Raw genomic sequence first — 16,167 nt, 5'->3', positions numbered from 1 at the left:
AAGAAAATGACGCGATCACCATGAGAAATGACGCAATAATGAAAAAAAACGACGCAATCCGATCAAGGGCTAAAATGACGCAATTCTTCCTTACCTGACCTAATTGGGGAGGGAAAAGCGGGGGTCAGTTGATGCAATTAAGCCTTCTTTCCCCTATAGGTCCGTCCCTCCAGAAAAAAACTGCCTCAGTAGTCATCTACTTCGGCAGTTTTTTTAATGGGTCCTGAATTCTACTGTGATGATGGCTGTGACGGCGATTTGACCCGGCTGAACGGCCGTACTTTCGTCGGCTGCCTTTAAATAGGCGGTGTTCATGAAGGGAACGGCTGAGGGCCGGGATTGTTCCGTAATGGATTTGGGCTGCGGATTAAGCTGTTGATTTGATTGGCCGGATAATGTGAGTGCCTTTTGATACGCCTCTTGATAGGCTAGGGCGAGAGCCTGCTGGTAGGACTCGAGGGGGTTAGACTGAATGAATTGAATGTTTTCCACACGATTGGCCCCGCTCTTTATGGCATCATCAATGATTTTCCCGACTTTTTCAATCGACCTAACAGTGACCTTGAATACTTGTCGAACTTCATAACCGGTGAACGTTTGTTTTCCTTCCTCAAATTGGTACTGTGGAAGTACTTGGTAGGTGGACGTCTGGATATCCTGGCGGCGCACCCCGTTATTTAATAGGGATTGAACGACCGACCTGGAAAGTTGCTGATTCTCGTTTTGGGCAGCTTCAAGCTCTTTATCATTCGTAACGATTCCAATCGATACAAGAGCCTGATCCGGATCCACATATAATGTATGTTCCCCGCTCACGGTTATGATGCCATTTGATTGATTGGTTCGATAGTACGGATAGGAATGCATGGCTACACCTACACGCACGTAAAGGATTCGATTTTATCCAAATCGATGCCGAAGTACACCCATGTGAATCCGATCCATCTCCACCCGGCAATGGAACGTCGGCCGACAAACACTGGGTAGAACCAGAAAGCATCTCTTCTTAACCATATATAGGTATATCGGAATAAACATCTTCTGATGGCACCTGGGTCGACTGCGAAGGTGCTCGGTCCACCCTGCGTTCCTTGAAGTGCCGTTTTTTGCGGTTGGAAGTTCGGTGGTGGCCCGGGTGGTGGTTGGTTTTGTCCGCCCTGCCCGCCTGAAGGGGGTGGTGAGCTTGGTGCTCCTTGTCCTCCACCGGGAAAACCGGGGATGCCGGGAAAACCGCCGCTACCTGAACCCCCACCGCCGCCTGGAAATCCAGGAATACCAGGGAAGCCTCCACCGGAACCCTGTCCTCCCCCGGGAAAACCAGGAAATCCGCCGCCGGATCCTCCGCCGGGCAAGCCGGGGAATATTTGTCTGTGATCGTACATAGAAGAACCTCCTCATAAAGAATTCTCTTTATCTTATGAGGAGTGGGAGTGGGCGTGCGTGTCTAATATGCTGTGATAAGGTGCAGATCAAGATTCCAGCGCTTTTTGCATGACGTTTTTCAACGTTTGTGCAGAATGGGAGAACTGGGCCTTTTCTTTTTCATTCAAGGGAAGTTCGACAACTTTTCGGATTCCATCCCGGTTGATGATGGCCGGAACTCCGATATACATGGCCTGTTCCTGATATTCTCCTTCGAGGAGGGCGGAAACGGTCAGGATACTGTTTTCATTATTGAAGATGGCTTTGGTAATCCGGGCAAGTCCCATGGCGATTCCGTAATACGTTGCCCCTTTTCGTTCGATGATGTGATAGGCTGCGTCCCTTACATTGACAAAAATGTCATCGAGGTCTTTCTGGACTTTCTCCTTCTCCATATCAATCAGCTCATTCAACTGACTTGCACCAACCGTCGTATGGCTCCATACCGGGAACTCTGTGTCACCATGTTCCCCCATGATATAGGCGTGAATATTTCGTGTATCAATATCGAAGTGCTGGCCGACCAAGTAGCGGAGCCTGGCTGTATCGAGTATCGTCCCTGAGCCGATGACTCTCTCTTTCGGCAGGCCGGAGAATTTCCACGTTGCATAGGTTAAGATGTCGACAGGGTTGGTCGCGACAAGGAAGATTCCGTTGAAACCACTTTCCATGACGGAGTCTACGATGTTTTTAAAGATCTTCACATTTTTCTCTACAAGGTCCAATCTGGTTTCACCAGGAGCTTGATTGGCTCCGGCTGTGATGACGACCAAATCAGCGTCTTTACAATCACGATAATCCCCGGCTGAAATCTTCATCGGGGAAGCAAAGGCAAGACCGTGATTTAAATCCCGTGCATCTCCGTCGGCTTTCTCCTTATTCAGGTCGATCATCACAAGCTCATGGGCGATTCCTTGATTGAGAAGAGCGAAGGCATAACTGGAACCGACAAATCCTGTACCGATTAAAGCTACTTTGTTTGTGCATTTGATTGTCATACGTCATCACCTATTCTTTCGTTATTTGTCCTAGCGATTGGTAACATGCGTCCCAGAAGGTTCGAGTGGGAAAAGCAGGTTGAATCCGGCGATATTGTGAAACTATTCACAAAAAATCATAACACGTTTCATGCTGATATTCTATTGATAAATACATCCTTTCATACATTATTTGTGAAGTTGTTCACAAATGTGTCAAAGTGAGTGGAGAGGGACGGACCTTGATTCCTAGGAGCTGGTCCTAGGAATCAAGGTCCGTCCCTCTAAAAAGAAGGGTTTTTTATTGGTTGTGATGAATGTATATAGGAAGAGGTTTGTTTATGGAGGTGTGGTTGTATGAATGTCGTGAGTGGGGAGTTGAATATTCGCCCGTTAGTGGATGGGGATAAGTACACGCTTTCGAGGTGGTTATCGGATCCTGTGGTCCTGGAATTTTATGAAGGCCGGGATCGCCCTTTCACCCCGGAGATGGTGGAGGAGAAATTCTTCTCGGATAGGGGTGTCGTGAGTTGTCTGGTTGAGTATGAAGGGATTGAAATCGGTTATCTTCAATATTATCAGCTCGATCATGAGACGATGATACGTTACGGCTATACGAATCTGGATGAAGTGATTTATGGTACGGATCAATTCATCGGAGAGGCGGATTATTGGAATAAGGGAGTCGGGACACGGCTCATCCGTGCTGTGGTGGAATACTTGCTTCAAAAGGAGGGAGTCCACCGCCTCGTGATGGATCCGATGACATGGAATACGAGAGCGATCCGCTGTTATGAGAAATGTGGATACAGTAAAGCCAGAATTCTGCGGGAGCATGAGCTTCATGAAGGGGTGTACCATGATTCCTGGTTGATGGAGTTCATACCCGAGTGAATGGAATCTCTTCACAGTACATATCGAAAAGTCAGGGGCTGTTCAAACAGGGCGGCCCTATTTATTGATGGCAAAGAGAAAGGAGTGAACGGATGTGACCGTGACGAAATTATATCTGGTCAGGCATGCCCACTCGGTTTATACACCGGAAGAGTTGACGAGGCCCCTTTCTGAGAAGGGAAGAAGGGATTCTCTTAATGTGACGGAACGATTGAAAGGGGAAAGGATTGATGTGATTTGTTCCAGTCCCTACAAACGAGCTGTGGAAACGGTAGAAGGAATAGCCCGACATATCAATCAGGAAATTACATTAGTGGAAGAGATGAGAGAGCGCACACTATCCTCAGTGCCTGTCGAAAATTTTCAGGAAGCCATTTCATCGGTTTGGGCTGATCCATCCCTTTCATTGGAAGGCGGAGAGTCGAATCTTACCGCTCAAAAGAGGGGTGTCGAGGGGATATTTAAAATAATGGAAGAATATACTGGTAAAAACGTGGTGATTGGAACCCACGGAAATATTATGGTCCTGATCATGAATTATTTTGATGAGAAATATGGTGTGGAATTCTGGAGAGAACTAGAGATGCCGGATGTATATTGTTTAGCATTCCATGATAGAAATCTCGAGAGTGTATCAAGAATATAATCGCAACTCATTCAAAAAAGACCGTTCACTGTGAACGGTCTTTCGAGTCTCTATTTGAATCAATGAGGCAGGAACGCCAGCTGATAGAAGAACAGGACAGCAAAGATATAAACAAGTGGATGTACCTGCTTCCATTGTCCTTTCACTACTTTCAGTAAGGGATAAGAAATGAAGCCCAGTGCAATCCCCGTTGCGATGCTGGATGTTAAAGGCATGCTCAGAATGATGAGGAATGCAGGAAAGGCTTCATCCAACTGATCCCATTTAATTTGGGAGATGCTTCCCATCATCAGGCTGCCCACGATGATCAGGGCAGGAGCCGTAATGGCAGAGATCCCTGATACGGAACTGACCAATGGCCCGAAAAAGGCGGAAGCGATAAACAGGATCGATACGGTCAAGGTTGTCAATCCCGTTCTTCCTCCTGCAGAAACACCAGCCGAAGACTCGATATAAGCGGATGTAGGGCTCGTCCCGAACATTGCACCGATCGTTGTCGCGATGGAATCGGCCAGAAGTGCCTGGCGGGCCCTTGGAAGGGTGTTTCCTTTCATCAGACCAGCCTGCTGGGCCACTCCGATCATCGTTCCCGTTGTGTCAAAAATAGTGACAAGTAAAAATGAGAAGACGACCGCGTATAATCCATACTGGAAGACGTCAGCAAAAGCCGTTGCCGGGTTTGCCACCATCAGTCCTTCAGGAAGATGGGGAATGGCGACGAATCCTTCCTTAAAGGATAGGTCTCCCGTAAAGTACGCAATCAATCCCGTCACGATCATCCCGATGAACAGGGCTCCATGGACGTTCAGGACCATGAGGATCAGTGTTACGGCCAATCCGGTCAATGCAAGGAGGGCTGAATGGGAATGAAGATCCCCAAGCTGTACTAAATTTGTCGGATGTGCCTGGATCAATCCTGTAAGACGCAATCCGATAAAGGCAATGAATAAACCGATTCCTGCTGTAATTCCATGCTTCAGATTTTGAGGAATGGCTTCGATCAATTTTTTTCGCAGGGGTGTTAAAGAGAGCAGGATGAAGACGATCCCTGCTACGAAAACGGCAGAAAATGCAACGATATACGAAATATCATCATGTGCACCGACCACTGAGTAAGTAAAATAAGCATTCAATCCCATTCCAGGTGCAATGGCGATCGGATAATTTGCAAACAATGCCATCCATAACGTTCCGGCTACGGCCGATATGATGGTTGCTAAGAATACCTGATCAAACGGGACACCCGCATCGGATAAGATGATGGGATTCACAACCACTATGTATACCATGGTCAGGAATGTTGTGATCCCGGCAAGTATTTCCGTTTTGGGATCCGTACCGTTTTCCTTTAATTTAAACATCGTAAAACCTCCAATAAAAACGAACATTAAAAACACACAACTTATATAATATTCGGTATTAGAACGAATTTCAATAGAAAAGACCGAATTATTTTTAAGAAAATATCTTGAAACCCCTTCCAAACCCCATCCTTTTTCGATAAGATGTTATCAATTATAGAGGAATCATTTTCTATAATGCCCATGCAAAGGACGATTTACCACGCATAGGCTCATATTTCTTTAAGAAAGGGGCGGTACTATGTATACTCAACTGAAAAACAAGTCAACTTCTGAACAGATTGAACTCATCACACGATCCTTAATCGCTCTGAAAAGTTATAACGGCACAACCGGCGAAAGTGAGAAAGCCCTATTTATATATAAGTTGATCTCATCGTTTCCTTATTTCAAGCATCATCCCGAAAGAGTCTGGCTACAGGAAGTCCCTAACGATCCGATTGGCAGGAAGAACGTTTTTGCCCTTGTAAAAGGGACGTCCTCTAAAACCGTCGTATTTCATGCCCATTACGATACGGTGGGAACCGACGATTATGGGGCACTCCAGGATATGGCCCATGATCCCGATTTCCTGCAGAAGTTCTTCATGGATTATGAAGGGGAGGAGAAGGTAAAAGAAGATGCCCTTTCAGGAAACTGGCTGTTCGGGAGGGGTTCCTTGGATATGCAGAGCGGCATTGCCGTCCATTTAGCGAATCTTTTATATCATACAGGTGAAAAACAGCCGGATGGGAATTTACTCTTCCTGTTCAATGGAGATGAAGAAAGTGAGCATGCCGGGATGATTGCGGCTTTAAGTGATCTCCATCGCTTGAAAAAAGAAGGTCTGGACTATTTGGCAGCAATCAACACGGATTTCATTTCCCCTATTTATGACGGGGATTGTAAACGGTATATTTATACGGGAGCGGCGGGAAAGCTGCTGCCAAGTTTCTATATATATGGAAGGGAAGCGCATGTAGGGGATGTCCTGACTTCGATTGATCCAACCGTGATCGCTTCGAAGATCAATCTCGAAATCAATCAGAATCTTGATTATCTCGAGGATATCCCTGGGGAGTTCACCCTGCCGCCTTCATGTCTCTATTTTAAAGATGATAAGCATACGTATAATGTTCAGACCCCACTCAGCGCGTCTCTGTATTTCAACTATTTTGTATACGAAAGAACGGCTCGGGAAGTGCTGTACGATATGAAAAAGGTCGCTTTGAAGGTAGTAAGTGAAATGGAAGAGCGAAGCAAAAGGCGGTTTGAACAGTACCGGAACTATCACGGATTCCCTGAACGGGAATTCTCATGGGAAGTGGAAGTCCTTACATTAAGGGAGTATATATTTTGGCTGAAAGAGAGGGGTATAGATCCGGACCCAACCATGAAGAAAATCTTTCATGATATGGAAGGGGAGGACAGACGGACGATTGCTTATACAATGGTGGAAGCCCTTCAGCATCTTGATCCCGACCGGACACCAAGAGTCATCCTGTTCTTCGCTCCGCCTTTTTTACCACATAATTTTGTAAATGAGGAAAATGAATACGGCAAAAAGGTGAGAGAGGTGCTCGGAACCTGCTTGGATGATATATCAAATGAGACAGGCGAAGAATTCGTCATCAAACGGTTTTTCCCTTATCTCGCAGATGGCAGCTTTCTTTCCCTCCACGAAGAAGATGAAGATATCGAGGTGTTCAAGAAGAACCTGCCCCTCATCGATCACCTGTACCCGGTGCCCATCGACATGATCAGAAAGCTGAACATCCCCTCCATCAATATAGGAGTCTACGGGAAAGATGGTCATCAGTGGACCGAGAGAGTGTATAAACCCTATACGTTCTCCGTGCTGCCGGAGATTATCAGGAGGGTGACGAAGGACTTACTGGAAATTTGATATGGAATAAATAGAGAGGGTATTTTCCTCTCTATTTTTTATTGATTGTAGGGTGTGATTTACAATGATTGTAAAGTGCCGGGATTTTCACTGTAAAATTGTCACAAAACGGTCAATCACAAAAGATGCATGAACGAACCAAGTTTACTATAATGGAGTTATTAGATTGTGAAATACTTCACTAACTTTTAACTTTTGGAGCTGAGAGCAATGATGAAAGAGCTTAATCAATTAGCTAAAGAACAAAGAGCATCCACCATGACGCTTTACGTGACTTCCCTGTTGATGGGGGGAGTCGTTGTTGGACAGGCTTATTTGCTCGTAAGCATTGTTAATTCCATATTCATAGAGAAGCTCGGGTTCCAGTATATCCTCCCGATGCTTGGGGTTTTGTTTATCATACTCATAGGAAGGGCCGTCCTTTCATATGTCAATGGCCGAATCGGAATCAGAATGGCCGCAAATGTGAAAGGGGACCTGAGAAAACGACTGTTGAAGAAATGGGCAAAAAATCCCCTTCAGGCTTCCATACAAGGTCAATCGGGAAAAAAGGTCAGCACGATGATGGATGCGGTCGATGGGTTGGACGGATTTTACAGTCAGTATATTCCTCAAAGGATCCAGACCACCATCGTTCCTTTGATCCTGTTGATCACCATCTTTACTGAGCATGTGTATACAGGTTTGATCATGGTGGTGACGGCTCCATTCATCCCATTATTCATGGCCATCATCGGAGTCATGACCAAGAAGAAATCAGAGAAGCAGATGGACAAGCTGACCGCTTTTTCCGGGAGATTCCTCGATACTCTTCAAGGATTGACTACTTTAAAATTACTTGGGAGGGGAAGGAAGCAGAAAGAGGGGATCCAATCAAGTAGTCTGGACTTCCGGGAAGCAACCATGGACGTATTGAAGACGGCATTTTTATCTTCTTTGATGCTTGAATTCATTTCCATGTTAAGTATCGGCCTGATCGCCCTGGAGGTGGGGCTGAGATTGGTAGTCTTTGAGAGTATCCCGTTCTTCACCGCTTTCTTCGTTCTTGTCCTGGCCCCGGAATTCTATCAGTCTTTAAAAGAGCTGGGGAATGCGTTTCATACCGGGCGTGGAAGCATGGGTGCCGCAAAGAAGGTCATGGAGGAGCTTCAGGAAAAAGAGCAGCCGGTCAAATGGGGAGAGAGGGAACGCAATTCAAATAGGGTGCCCCCCACAATCGAATTGCGTAACCTCGGGTTCTCCTACAGTGATAAAGGCTATGCCCTTCAAGGGGTCACCGCCGTCATCCCTACACGGAGCCAAGTGGCGGTCATCGGTCAGAGTGGAGCGGGAAAGACAACCCTCCTTCATCTGCTGGCTGGTCTGCTTGATCCTTCTGAGGGAGAGCTTCTCATTAATGGATTTCCAAGAAGCGAATACGTGGAAAGAGACTGGTTTGAACAATTGAGTTACATTTCACAGAATCCGTACTTATTCTCAGGCACGATAGCTGAGAATATTGCGGTCGGGGGAAGAGAGGGGGTCACCCGTGAAGAAATCGAATCCGCCGCTGAAAAAGCCGGGATTGCTGAAATGATTGCGGGACTCCATAAAGGTTATGATACACCGGTCGGGGAGGCGGGGAGAGGCCTTTCCGGCGGAGAGAAACAGCGCATTGCCATTGCAAGGGCGTTTCTCAAAGGTCCGTCCCTCATCCTGTTTGATGAACCGACAACCGGATTGGATCTCGGTACCGAGCAAGTCCTGCAGTCTTCTATTGAGGAGTTGGCTAAGGGTGCAACCGTCATTACCGTAGCGCACCGCCTTTATACGATACGAAAAGCAGATACCATTTTGTTGTTGGATAAGGGTAAAGTGGCTGGGATGGGAACTCATGAAGAGCTCATGAAATCGGCTCCTCACTATCGTGATATGGTGAATGTACAGCAAGGGGTGACTCATTAGATGAAAGAATTAGAATTTATCGTGAAGCTGATGATGAAGGAAAAGAAGGATATTGTGTATTCGATTCTTTTAGGCTTTCTGGCTGGCATTACCTCTGTGGGGCTATTTGCTTCGAGTGGGTATTTAATTTCCAAAGCGGCCTTGGAGGTACCGCTTTACGCTCTGACCGTCATGATTGCTCTTTTGAAATTGTTTGGTTTAACGAAAGCGGTAAGCCGCTATGGGGAGCGTTATTTTTCCCATCGGGCTACGTTCACGATTTTGGCGAACTTGCGGGTTTCCATCTATGAAAAAATCGAGCCCCTCGCACCGGGGATTTTCGGGCATTATCGAAGCGGGGACCTTCTCGCAAGAATCGTTGGAGATGTTGAGAGCCTGCAGAATTTCTTTCTTCGCGTTTTTTATCCGCCCGTCATCCTCGTGATGGTATTTTTAAGCACGGTTTTATTTACTGTGTTTTACTCTGTTTCAATTGCGCTGGTCCTACTCGGAGGTCTCTTGTTGACAGGCTATATCGTCCCTGCCTACTTTGCTTTTAAACAGAGAAAAGTGGAGGCGACGCTGCGGGAAAGACGAGGGGGGTTATCCACAGAGGTGACGGAATTTCTTTATGGATTCAGGGACCTGAAAATCTACCGTAGACTGGAGGTTAAAGAGGCAAGTCTCGTCCAGGCAGCGACAGGGTATGTGAGTGAGCAGGAAAGGGAGAGCCGGTATTCCCTTTTTAGTCATTCAACGAACATCCTCGTTTCCCTGCTCATTTCATGGATTGTTTTAGCTTTGGGGGCTTATTCAGTAGCAGCAGGTCAACTGGACGGGATATTCCTAGCCATGCTTGTCATGATCTCATTAACAGTATTCGAAAACGCCACACCAATGGCGATCCTGCCGACCCACTATGAAGATTCACGCCGGGCGGCAGCCAGACTTTCTACTATCATGCCCCAAGAACCCATCGAGAGGGACGGACCTCCAATGGCTTCGGTCCTTGAAGGGGATGTTCCTTCTTTCTCCATGAGGGATGTGGGCTTTTCCTTTGACGGGAAGGAAAGAAAGACATTGGACGGGGTGAGTCTCGAGCTCCCCGCAGGTTCGAAAACGGCGATCGTAGGACCATCGGGATCAGGCAAGTCGACGTTACTTCAATTGTTATTACACTTTTACCCGACGGACGAAGGAGCGATTTTCGTCAATGATACTTCCATTAAGGATATCGATAAAGAGTCATTGTGGGGGCATGCGAATGTTGTTCTTCAGGAAAACCATTTCTTTTACGGCACAATCAAAGAAAATCTGATGCTCGTGCGCGATGATTTGACAGACGAAGAAATGAAGTCGGCATTGGGTAAAGTGAAACTTGATCACATATCTTTAGAGGATGAAGTATTAGAAAAAGGAGAGAATCTTTCCGGGGGAGAAAAGCAGAGGTTGGCGATTGCAAGGGCCCTCTTGAAAGATTCACCGTTATGGATGCTCGATGAACCGACATCTTCCGTTGATGCATTGATGGAAAAAGAAATATTTGACCATCTGTATTCAGCAGCCGACGGGGATACGCTGGTTCTGATCAGTCATCGATTGACAGGTCTTGAAAAAATGGACCAAATCATCGTCATGAATCAGGGGAGTGTGGTGGAATCAGGTAGCTATCAAGAGCTTATGAGTCAAAAAGGCTATTTCTATGAAATGAAACAGATTGAAAAGAGCGTCCTCTTTTAACTCATCAAAAAGCCACATCCCATTCAGGATGTGGCTTTAGTTACAGGCACTTATTCTGCCCAATCAATTAAGTTACGGATATCCAGCCGGTCTGTCTTTCGTGCTTTTTGAAGCGGTTTTCCGATCGTGATCAGCATGATGGGAAGATAACGCTCAGACACATTGAATTCGCTTGCGAGGCCTGCCGGATTGAATCCACCGATCGGGCAAGTGTCCCAGCCCTTTGCTTTCGCGGCAAGCATGAATTGCATGGCAGCGAGTGATGCATTGCTGAATGCCGCGTCCCGCGGGTATTCCTCACGGCTGTACGCGCCTTCGATCTGTTTCTTCAGGACCTCTTTGATTTCTGTCGTCATTTCGCCTTTCTCGATCGCAGGATCAAAGACGGGATCGATGTTCTTATTGGCTTCAAGGTCACCAAGTATAGCCACGACAGCAGAAGCATCATGTACCTGTTGCTGGTGATAGGCGATCGGAAGTAAGCGTTCCTGTACTTCTTTATGATCAAATACAAGGAATTTCCATTGCTGCAGATTCCAGGCAGATGGAGCTTTCCCAGCCGCCTCTAACAGGCTGACTAATTCCTCACGGGGGATTTCCACGTGAGGGTCGTATACTTTCGTGGAGCGGCGTTCGTCGACGATTTGAAAGAAATTATCCATGAGTATGCCTCCTTGATGTATGAAGAAATGTTATAATGTGGTATATATTTGTATGTTACTTACTTTTTGTAAGCTATTAAGCAATACGAACAATATAACCGACGTTTTAGTATGCGTCAAGGAATGAAGTTTTAGGATGTATGAAAGAACGATCCGCGGTGGATGTTGAATATAAAAGCCTGCTTCACACAAAAAGCAGGCGTAGGAACTAAAGGAGCTTCGAGTTGTAGATGTGCTCAAAATCGTATGGAGTGTGGAAGTGGATGGGCTTTAATGCAGCGTAACTTCCGCCGATGATGATGGCACAGAGAACGGGTAAGAATAAAATGCCGAGCATAGTATAGCCTCCTTATCAGAATTTGGGAATGAAATAACGATGAGATCCTTGCATGATTTTACTTTAAAGTGTGAAACGCGTTTCAGAGCAAGCGTTTTTTTGAAGAGTTATTTTTTGATGTGAATATGGTTACTTGAGGGGTATGGGTATGACAAATATTAGAAGTATTGCGAAGCTTGCTGGAGTTTCGGTGTCAACGGTTTCCAGGGTATTGAATGATCATCCTTATGTGAAAGAAGAGAAGCGCCGAAAGGTCCTCCATGCTGTGGAGCAGTTAAACTATATAAAGAACGCGAACGCTGTTCATTTATCAAAAGGGAAAACCTATAGTATCGGCGTGATTCTGCCGTATTTGAATCTTCCTTACTTTGGGGAGATTCTGCAAGGCATAGCGGGGGAAGCGTTAAAACATGGTTATCACCTCCAGCTTTTTCAGACGGATTATGACAGGGAGGCTGAACTTGATGCCTTTCATCGACTTCAGATGAAGGAAGTGGATGGATTGATCCTGACGTCACGCTCCAATCCTCTGGATGCTCTAGCTTCATTTATCAGTCCTAATGTGGTGTTTTGTGAAAATGTGTACGACCCCACATATAAAAAGGTATTCATTGATCATTATCAGGGGATTCGCAGCGGGCTCCAGTATCTTTATTCTAAAGGGCACTCGCGAATCGGCTTGTGTTTGCACAGGACATTTGGGACAAATAGCGAAGAACGGATCCGGGGGTTCTTCGACAGCAGAGAGGCTGCCGGTCATCCCGTGCGTGACGAGTGGATATTCAATGACTGCTACGATCTTCAGGACGGGCGGGATGTATTGAATGCATGGGATAAAATGGAGGTAAAGCCCTCCGCCCTTATCGTAACGAGCGACCAAGTATCTGCTGGCATGGTGGCAGAGGCGGGGAAAAGGTCAATCAGGATTCCAGACGACCTGGCAATCCTGAGCTTTGATAACCATCCACTTGCCGATGCCCTCGATATCACATCATTTGAAGTACCGATAAGAAAAGTAGGGGAAGAAGCGTTTAAACTATTTCTTGAAACGGAACATCCTGATCCGGTCATATTGAACACAAGATTGTTTGAACGAGGAAGCGTGTAAGTCATGCTGCTCAGAGGGAGGGAAAACCATGCAGGGGAACAAGGAAGAAAAAATGCTCGTCATTCTGATGGGAGTTGTCGCATGTATTGTATTGATCGCAATCGTAGGAAAATATCTTCTATAATGAATTAGCCTTCATAACACGCTCCTTTTCCCCATATCTTTAAGTAATCTAGAGACAAGATAGGAGTGATTGGATTGGGGAAGTTCCTGGGCTCATTGGTTGACCTTCTTCTAATTGCCACGAGTATTTTTTTAATGGTTAAACTGGTGAACCGGTTAGCTGACAGTGATCAGGCTACTAAGACGCATCGGACGAACAACCTTGAAGTCCTGCAGGAAATCAGAGACATCCTGAAGGACGATTTTAAGAGTGCCCGCATAGCGGTACCAGTCAAAGCCCGTGATCTCTTGACGAAAAGCGGCATGAAAATTCAGATGAGAACGGATCGTAAGTTAAAGTAAATTCATGATCATTGCCTAAATCCTACTTTTATAGTAGGATTACTTTGTGTTATAAGAATATATATAAAATCATACGAACAAATGGGGTAATGATCATGAAAAAAATTCATATCATTCATGAAAACAGTGAATGGACCAATCATTTAACGTCCAGGCTTGATGAGCTCCAATTGCCTTATGAGGAATGGTTCCTTGATCGTGGACTCGTTGAATTATCATCAAAGCCTCCGGAAGGTATTTTCTATAATCGAATCAGTGCCTCGTCACATACGCGAAACCATCGTTTTGCACCGGAATTGACGGAGAGTGTTCTATCCTGGTTAGAGCGAAACGGAAGAAAGGTCCTCAATGGAAGCCGTGCCCTTCGCTTGGAAGTTAGTAAAGTGAATCAGTATACAGCCTTGAATGCTGCCGGCATCAGGACACCGGAAACCATTGCAGCCGTTGGGAAAGAACAAATCATCGAAGCTGCTGAAAAGCTTGGGAAACGATCCTTCATCACGAAGCATAATCGTGCAGGAAAAGGGTTGGGGGTGCAATTGTTCCAATCGGTGGAAGCATTGAAGAATTATGTGTACAGTGACGACTTTGAAGAACCGTTAGACGGCACGACACTCATACAGGAGTACATCGAAGCACCAGATGCATCAATTACACGCTGTGAGTTCATAGGTGGTAAGTTCATGTATGCAGTGAAGGTGGATACATCGGAAGGCTTCGAATTATGTCCGGCTGACGTATGCCAGGTGGATGATCTATTCTGTCCTGTAGGGGAACAGGAAGACAAGCCTAAATTTCAGATCAGGGAGAACTTTTCACATGAGATCCTGAAATCATATGAAGCGTTTTTGCATGCGAATCAAATCGATATAGCCGGGATTGAATTTATCCAGGACCATGAAGGCAACATCTATACGTATGATGTGAACACGAATACCAATTACAATAAAGATGCCGAGTCGAAGTCCGGGCAATACGGAATGCTTGAGCTTGCAAAATATCTCGGTGAACAACTGAAAACGGTGTAAGGTGATGGCTCTCCTGTAGGTTTACAGGAGAGTTCTCTATGTAAATCCGCTGTTACATATATAATTGTAACGATATAGGGATTTGTATGGTAGAATTTTTATTAAGAAGACAATTTCCGTGAAAGGTCAAAGGGTAAGGATGATTATTTTCAATCAGGATGTCATTAATAATTTCTTTTATATCATTTTGAGTATTTTTTTAATTTTTTTCCTTGTTGAAAAGAAGATGATACACGGTTGGTATACAAGGTTCGCAACCCTTGTTTCTTTAAGCATCGCCATTATTCTGTGCATGCTTTCCCCCATATACAATAACCCATACTGTGTCCACGATCTCAGAATGATTCCATTTGTTCTCGGCATTCTGTATGGCGGACCATTTACAGGACTTGCATTGCTCGCTGTCTTATTGGTATCAAGGACGATGATCTACAGTTGGAGTATGGTGGCGCTCGTGATTTATGCCGTGATCTACCTCTTGACGGTCATCGGGATGAAATGGTTCGATTTCAACCGGTTAACAAGCAGGAAGAAGATCATATTCTCAGTGGTTCTCTTTACGATCCATTCCATCGCAGCAGCTCTTATTGCGAAGGCAATGACAGTGTTTGTGATTGACGAAAGCTATCTGATAAATTTTATTTTCCTCCCTTCCTTGGGCATGCTGATCCTGACTTACATATGTGAGACATTGCTGAAACAGATTCAAATCAAACAAGCACTTGTGAAAATAGAAAAGATGGAAGTACTCGCACAGCTGGCCGCCAGCATTTCCCATGAGGTGAAAAATCCTTTGACGGTGATCAAGGGTTTCCTGAGGCTGCTCCATCAGGAAAATCTTCCTATGGGGAAAAGAGAACAATATCTTACGATCGCATCATCCGAACTGAACCGGGCGGAAGAAATCATCAACGATTATCTCACGTTTGCCAAACCGGATCCGGATCAAGTGGAGAACATCTCCATTTCGGAACAGCTCCATAAGCTTGCCGACATGGTGGAACCCTTGAGCAATCAACAATCGGTGCTCGTACAAAAACAGATTGAGGATGCCTCCATCGTAGGGAACACCCGCAGTTTCCAACAGGCCTTTCTCAACATCATCAAAAACGCCATCGAATCCATGCCTAACGGAGGCACACTCACAATTCTTTCGAAGGTTCAAAAAGGGACCGTTAGCATTTCCATCACTGATACCGGCGTCGGAATGACCCCGGATCAACAAGAGAGACTCGGCGAACCTTATTTCTCTACGAAGGATAAGGGAACGGGACTCGGACTGATGGTTTCCTACCGGATCATCGAAGCCATGAGGGGTGTCATTACCGTGGAGAGCCGAGTGGGTAAGGGCACTGGTTTTCATATTGTGTTCCCTGTGGATCAAGTGAAGGACCCTTCATCTGTTTAGGTGGAGGGTTTTTCTACTTGTCTATTCCTGAATTATCTGATAATATATATTTCTGCTCCCAAACGCCTACATAATTTTTACAGATTTCGATATGTCTTTATAATGTCTAGCTCCGGCGTCTAGGCCCTCGAGATCATAAGCGGAGTCTCTCAAAAAGGCAAAAAGCGCCTTCCCGCCAGACTCATCTTATGCTTGTCGGGCCTGATCGAGCCGCCTCCGCTTTTCGTTATCAACGTTTTCCCCACCAAGAGTCGTTACCTTGGTGGAAGTGGCAAGACGTTTTTTCTCCATTGCGGCTAAAACAATTGGAA

General features: G+C 45.7%; 15 protein-coding genes. 9 read left to right on the top strand and 6 right to left on the bottom strand.

Translation table 11 applies throughout. The annotated features are described in order from the left end of the window. Positions 1-213: 213 nt before the first annotated feature. The 3 genes from ATG71_RS20285 to ATG71_RS20275 all read right to left on the bottom strand — a co-directional run bounded on the left by ATG71_RS20285 (position 214) and on the right by ATG71_RS20275 (position 2,420). Complete coding sequence (locus ATG71_RS20285; RefSeq protein WP_098441218.1) at positions 214-867, bottom strand: SIMPL domain-containing protein; 654 nt, start codon at positions 865-867, stop codon at positions 214-216. Positions 868-875: 8 nt separating this feature from the next. After that, positions 876-1,382: a transporter gene (locus ATG71_RS20280; protein ID WP_098441217.1), complete on the bottom strand. Its 507-nt coding sequence runs from the start codon at positions 1,380-1,382 to the stop codon at positions 876-878. 87 nt (positions 1,383-1,469) lie between these two features. Continuing rightward, complete coding sequence (locus ATG71_RS20275) at positions 1,470-2,420, bottom strand: L-lactate dehydrogenase (RefSeq protein WP_098441216.1); 951 nt, start codon at positions 2,418-2,420, stop codon at positions 1,470-1,472. 336 nt (positions 2,421-2,756) lie between these two features. Between ATG71_RS20275 and ATG71_RS20270 the strand changes: the two genes are divergently transcribed. Then, complete coding sequence (locus ATG71_RS20270) at positions 2,757-3,293, top strand: GNAT family N-acetyltransferase (protein ID WP_098441215.1); 537 nt, start codon at positions 2,757-2,759, stop codon at positions 3,291-3,293. Between the two features lie 100 nt (positions 3,294-3,393). Next, positions 3,394-3,939 (top strand): histidine phosphatase family protein, encoded by a 546-nt coding sequence (locus tag ATG71_RS20265; protein WP_098441921.1) that lies wholly within the window; start codon positions 3,394-3,396, stop codon positions 3,937-3,939. 59 nt (positions 3,940-3,998) lie between these two features. On the opposite strand, the gene ATG71_RS20260 is transcribed toward ATG71_RS20265, so the two are convergent. Then, entirely contained in the window at positions 3,999-5,300 is a 1,302-nt protein-coding gene (locus ATG71_RS20260) for an NCS2 family permease (protein ID WP_098441214.1), read from the bottom strand. Between the two features lie 241 nt (positions 5,301-5,541). Between ATG71_RS20260 and ATG71_RS20255 the strand changes: the two genes are divergently transcribed. The 3 genes from ATG71_RS20255 (at position 5,542) to cydC (ending at position 10,848) form a co-directional block, all read left to right on the top strand. Next, complete coding sequence (locus ATG71_RS20255) at positions 5,542-7,185, top strand: M20/M25/M40 family metallo-hydrolase (protein WP_098441213.1); 1,644 nt, start codon at positions 5,542-5,544, stop codon at positions 7,183-7,185. Between the two features lie 213 nt (positions 7,186-7,398). Next, complete coding sequence (gene cydD, locus ATG71_RS20250; protein WP_098441920.1) at positions 7,399-9,129, top strand: thiol reductant ABC exporter subunit CydD; 1,731 nt, start codon at positions 7,399-7,401, stop codon at positions 9,127-9,129. Then, positions 9,130-10,848 (top strand): thiol reductant ABC exporter subunit CydC, encoded by a 1,719-nt coding sequence (gene cydC / locus ATG71_RS20245; RefSeq protein ID WP_098441212.1) that lies wholly within the window; start codon positions 9,130-9,132, stop codon positions 10,846-10,848. 50 nt (positions 10,849-10,898) lie between these two features. Here cydC and ATG71_RS20240 read toward each other — a convergent pair whose 3' ends face one another. Both ATG71_RS20240 and ATG71_RS23860 read right to left on the bottom strand, forming a co-directional pair. Beyond that, on the bottom strand, positions 10,899-11,516 hold the full coding sequence (locus ATG71_RS20240) for a nitroreductase family protein (protein WP_098441211.1): 618 nt from the start codon (positions 11,514-11,516) through the stop codon (positions 10,899-10,901). A gap of 202 nt (positions 11,517-11,718) precedes the next feature. After that, positions 11,719-11,847 carry a hypothetical protein gene (locus ATG71_RS23860; RefSeq protein WP_286163081.1) on the bottom strand — a complete coding sequence of 43 codons (129 nt, stop codon included), beginning with the start codon at positions 11,845-11,847 and terminating at the stop codon, positions 11,719-11,721. 148 nt (positions 11,848-11,995) lie between these two features. Here ATG71_RS23860 and ATG71_RS20235 point away from each other — a divergent pair, with 148 nt between their 5' ends. The 4 genes from ATG71_RS20235 (at position 11,996) to ATG71_RS20220 (ending at position 15,856) form a co-directional block, all read left to right on the top strand. Continuing rightward, positions 11,996-12,955 carry a LacI family DNA-binding transcriptional regulator gene (locus ATG71_RS20235; protein ID WP_179886592.1) on the top strand — a complete coding sequence of 320 codons (960 nt, stop codon included), beginning with the start codon at positions 11,996-11,998 and terminating at the stop codon, positions 12,953-12,955. 198 nt (positions 12,956-13,153) lie between these two features. Then, entirely contained in the window at positions 13,154-13,420 is a 267-nt protein-coding gene (locus tag ATG71_RS20230) for an MscL family protein (RefSeq protein WP_179886591.1), read from the top strand. Positions 13,421-13,515: 95 nt separating this feature from the next. Beyond that, on the top strand, positions 13,516-14,448 hold the full coding sequence (locus ATG71_RS20225) for an ATP-grasp domain-containing protein (RefSeq protein WP_098441208.1): 933 nt from the start codon (positions 13,516-13,518) through the stop codon (positions 14,446-14,448). 118 nt (positions 14,449-14,566) lie between these two features. Further along, positions 14,567-15,856, top strand: coding sequence for a sensor histidine kinase (locus ATG71_RS20220; protein WP_098441207.1), 1,290 nt, complete (start codon positions 14,567-14,569; stop codon positions 15,854-15,856). Positions 15,857-16,167: the final 311 nt, after the last annotated feature.

Origin of the sequence: Bacillus sp. es.034 (assembly GCF_002563655.1) — a bacterium.
Taxonomy (GTDB): domain Bacteria; phylum Bacillota; class Bacilli; order Bacillales; family Bacillaceae_B; genus Rossellomorea.
Note: the sequence above shows the minus strand (reverse complement) of the source record. Positions and strands in the feature narration are given on the sequence as shown.

Bases quoted from the DNA above. Each gene is read 5' to 3' on its own strand.
- ATG71_RS20285 (WP_098441218.1), bottom strand. From the start codon at position 867: ATGCATTCCTATCCGTACTATCGAACCAATCAATCAAATGGCATCATA.
- ATG71_RS20280 (WP_098441217.1), bottom strand. From the start codon at position 1,382: ATGTACGATCACAGACAAATATTCCCCGGCTTGCCCGGCGGAGGATCC.
- ATG71_RS20275 (WP_098441216.1), bottom strand. From the start codon at position 2,420: ATGACAATCAAATGCACAAACAAAGTAGCTTTAATCGGTACAGGATTT.
- ATG71_RS20270 (WP_098441215.1), top strand. From the start codon at position 2,757: ATGAATGTCGTGAGTGGGGAGTTGAATATTCGCCCGTTAGTGGATGGG.
- ATG71_RS20260 (WP_098441214.1), bottom strand. From the start codon at position 5,300: ATGTTTAAATTAAAGGAAAACGGTACGGATCCCAAAACGGAAATACTT.
- ATG71_RS20255 (WP_098441213.1), top strand. From the start codon at position 5,542: ATGTATACTCAACTGAAAAACAAGTCAACTTCTGAACAGATTGAACTC.
- cydD (WP_098441920.1), top strand. From the start codon at position 7,399: ATGAAAGAGCTTAATCAATTAGCTAAAGAACAAAGAGCATCCACCATG.
- cydC (WP_098441212.1), top strand. From the start codon at position 9,130: ATGAAAGAATTAGAATTTATCGTGAAGCTGATGATGAAGGAAAAGAAG.
- ATG71_RS23860 (WP_286163081.1), bottom strand. From the start codon at position 11,847: ATGCTCGGCATTTTATTCTTACCCGTTCTCTGTGCCATCATCATCGGC.
- ATG71_RS20235 (WP_179886592.1), top strand. From the start codon at position 11,996: ATGACAAATATTAGAAGTATTGCGAAGCTTGCTGGAGTTTCGGTGTCA.
- ATG71_RS20225 (WP_098441208.1), top strand. From the start codon at position 13,516: ATGAAAAAAATTCATATCATTCATGAAAACAGTGAATGGACCAATCAT.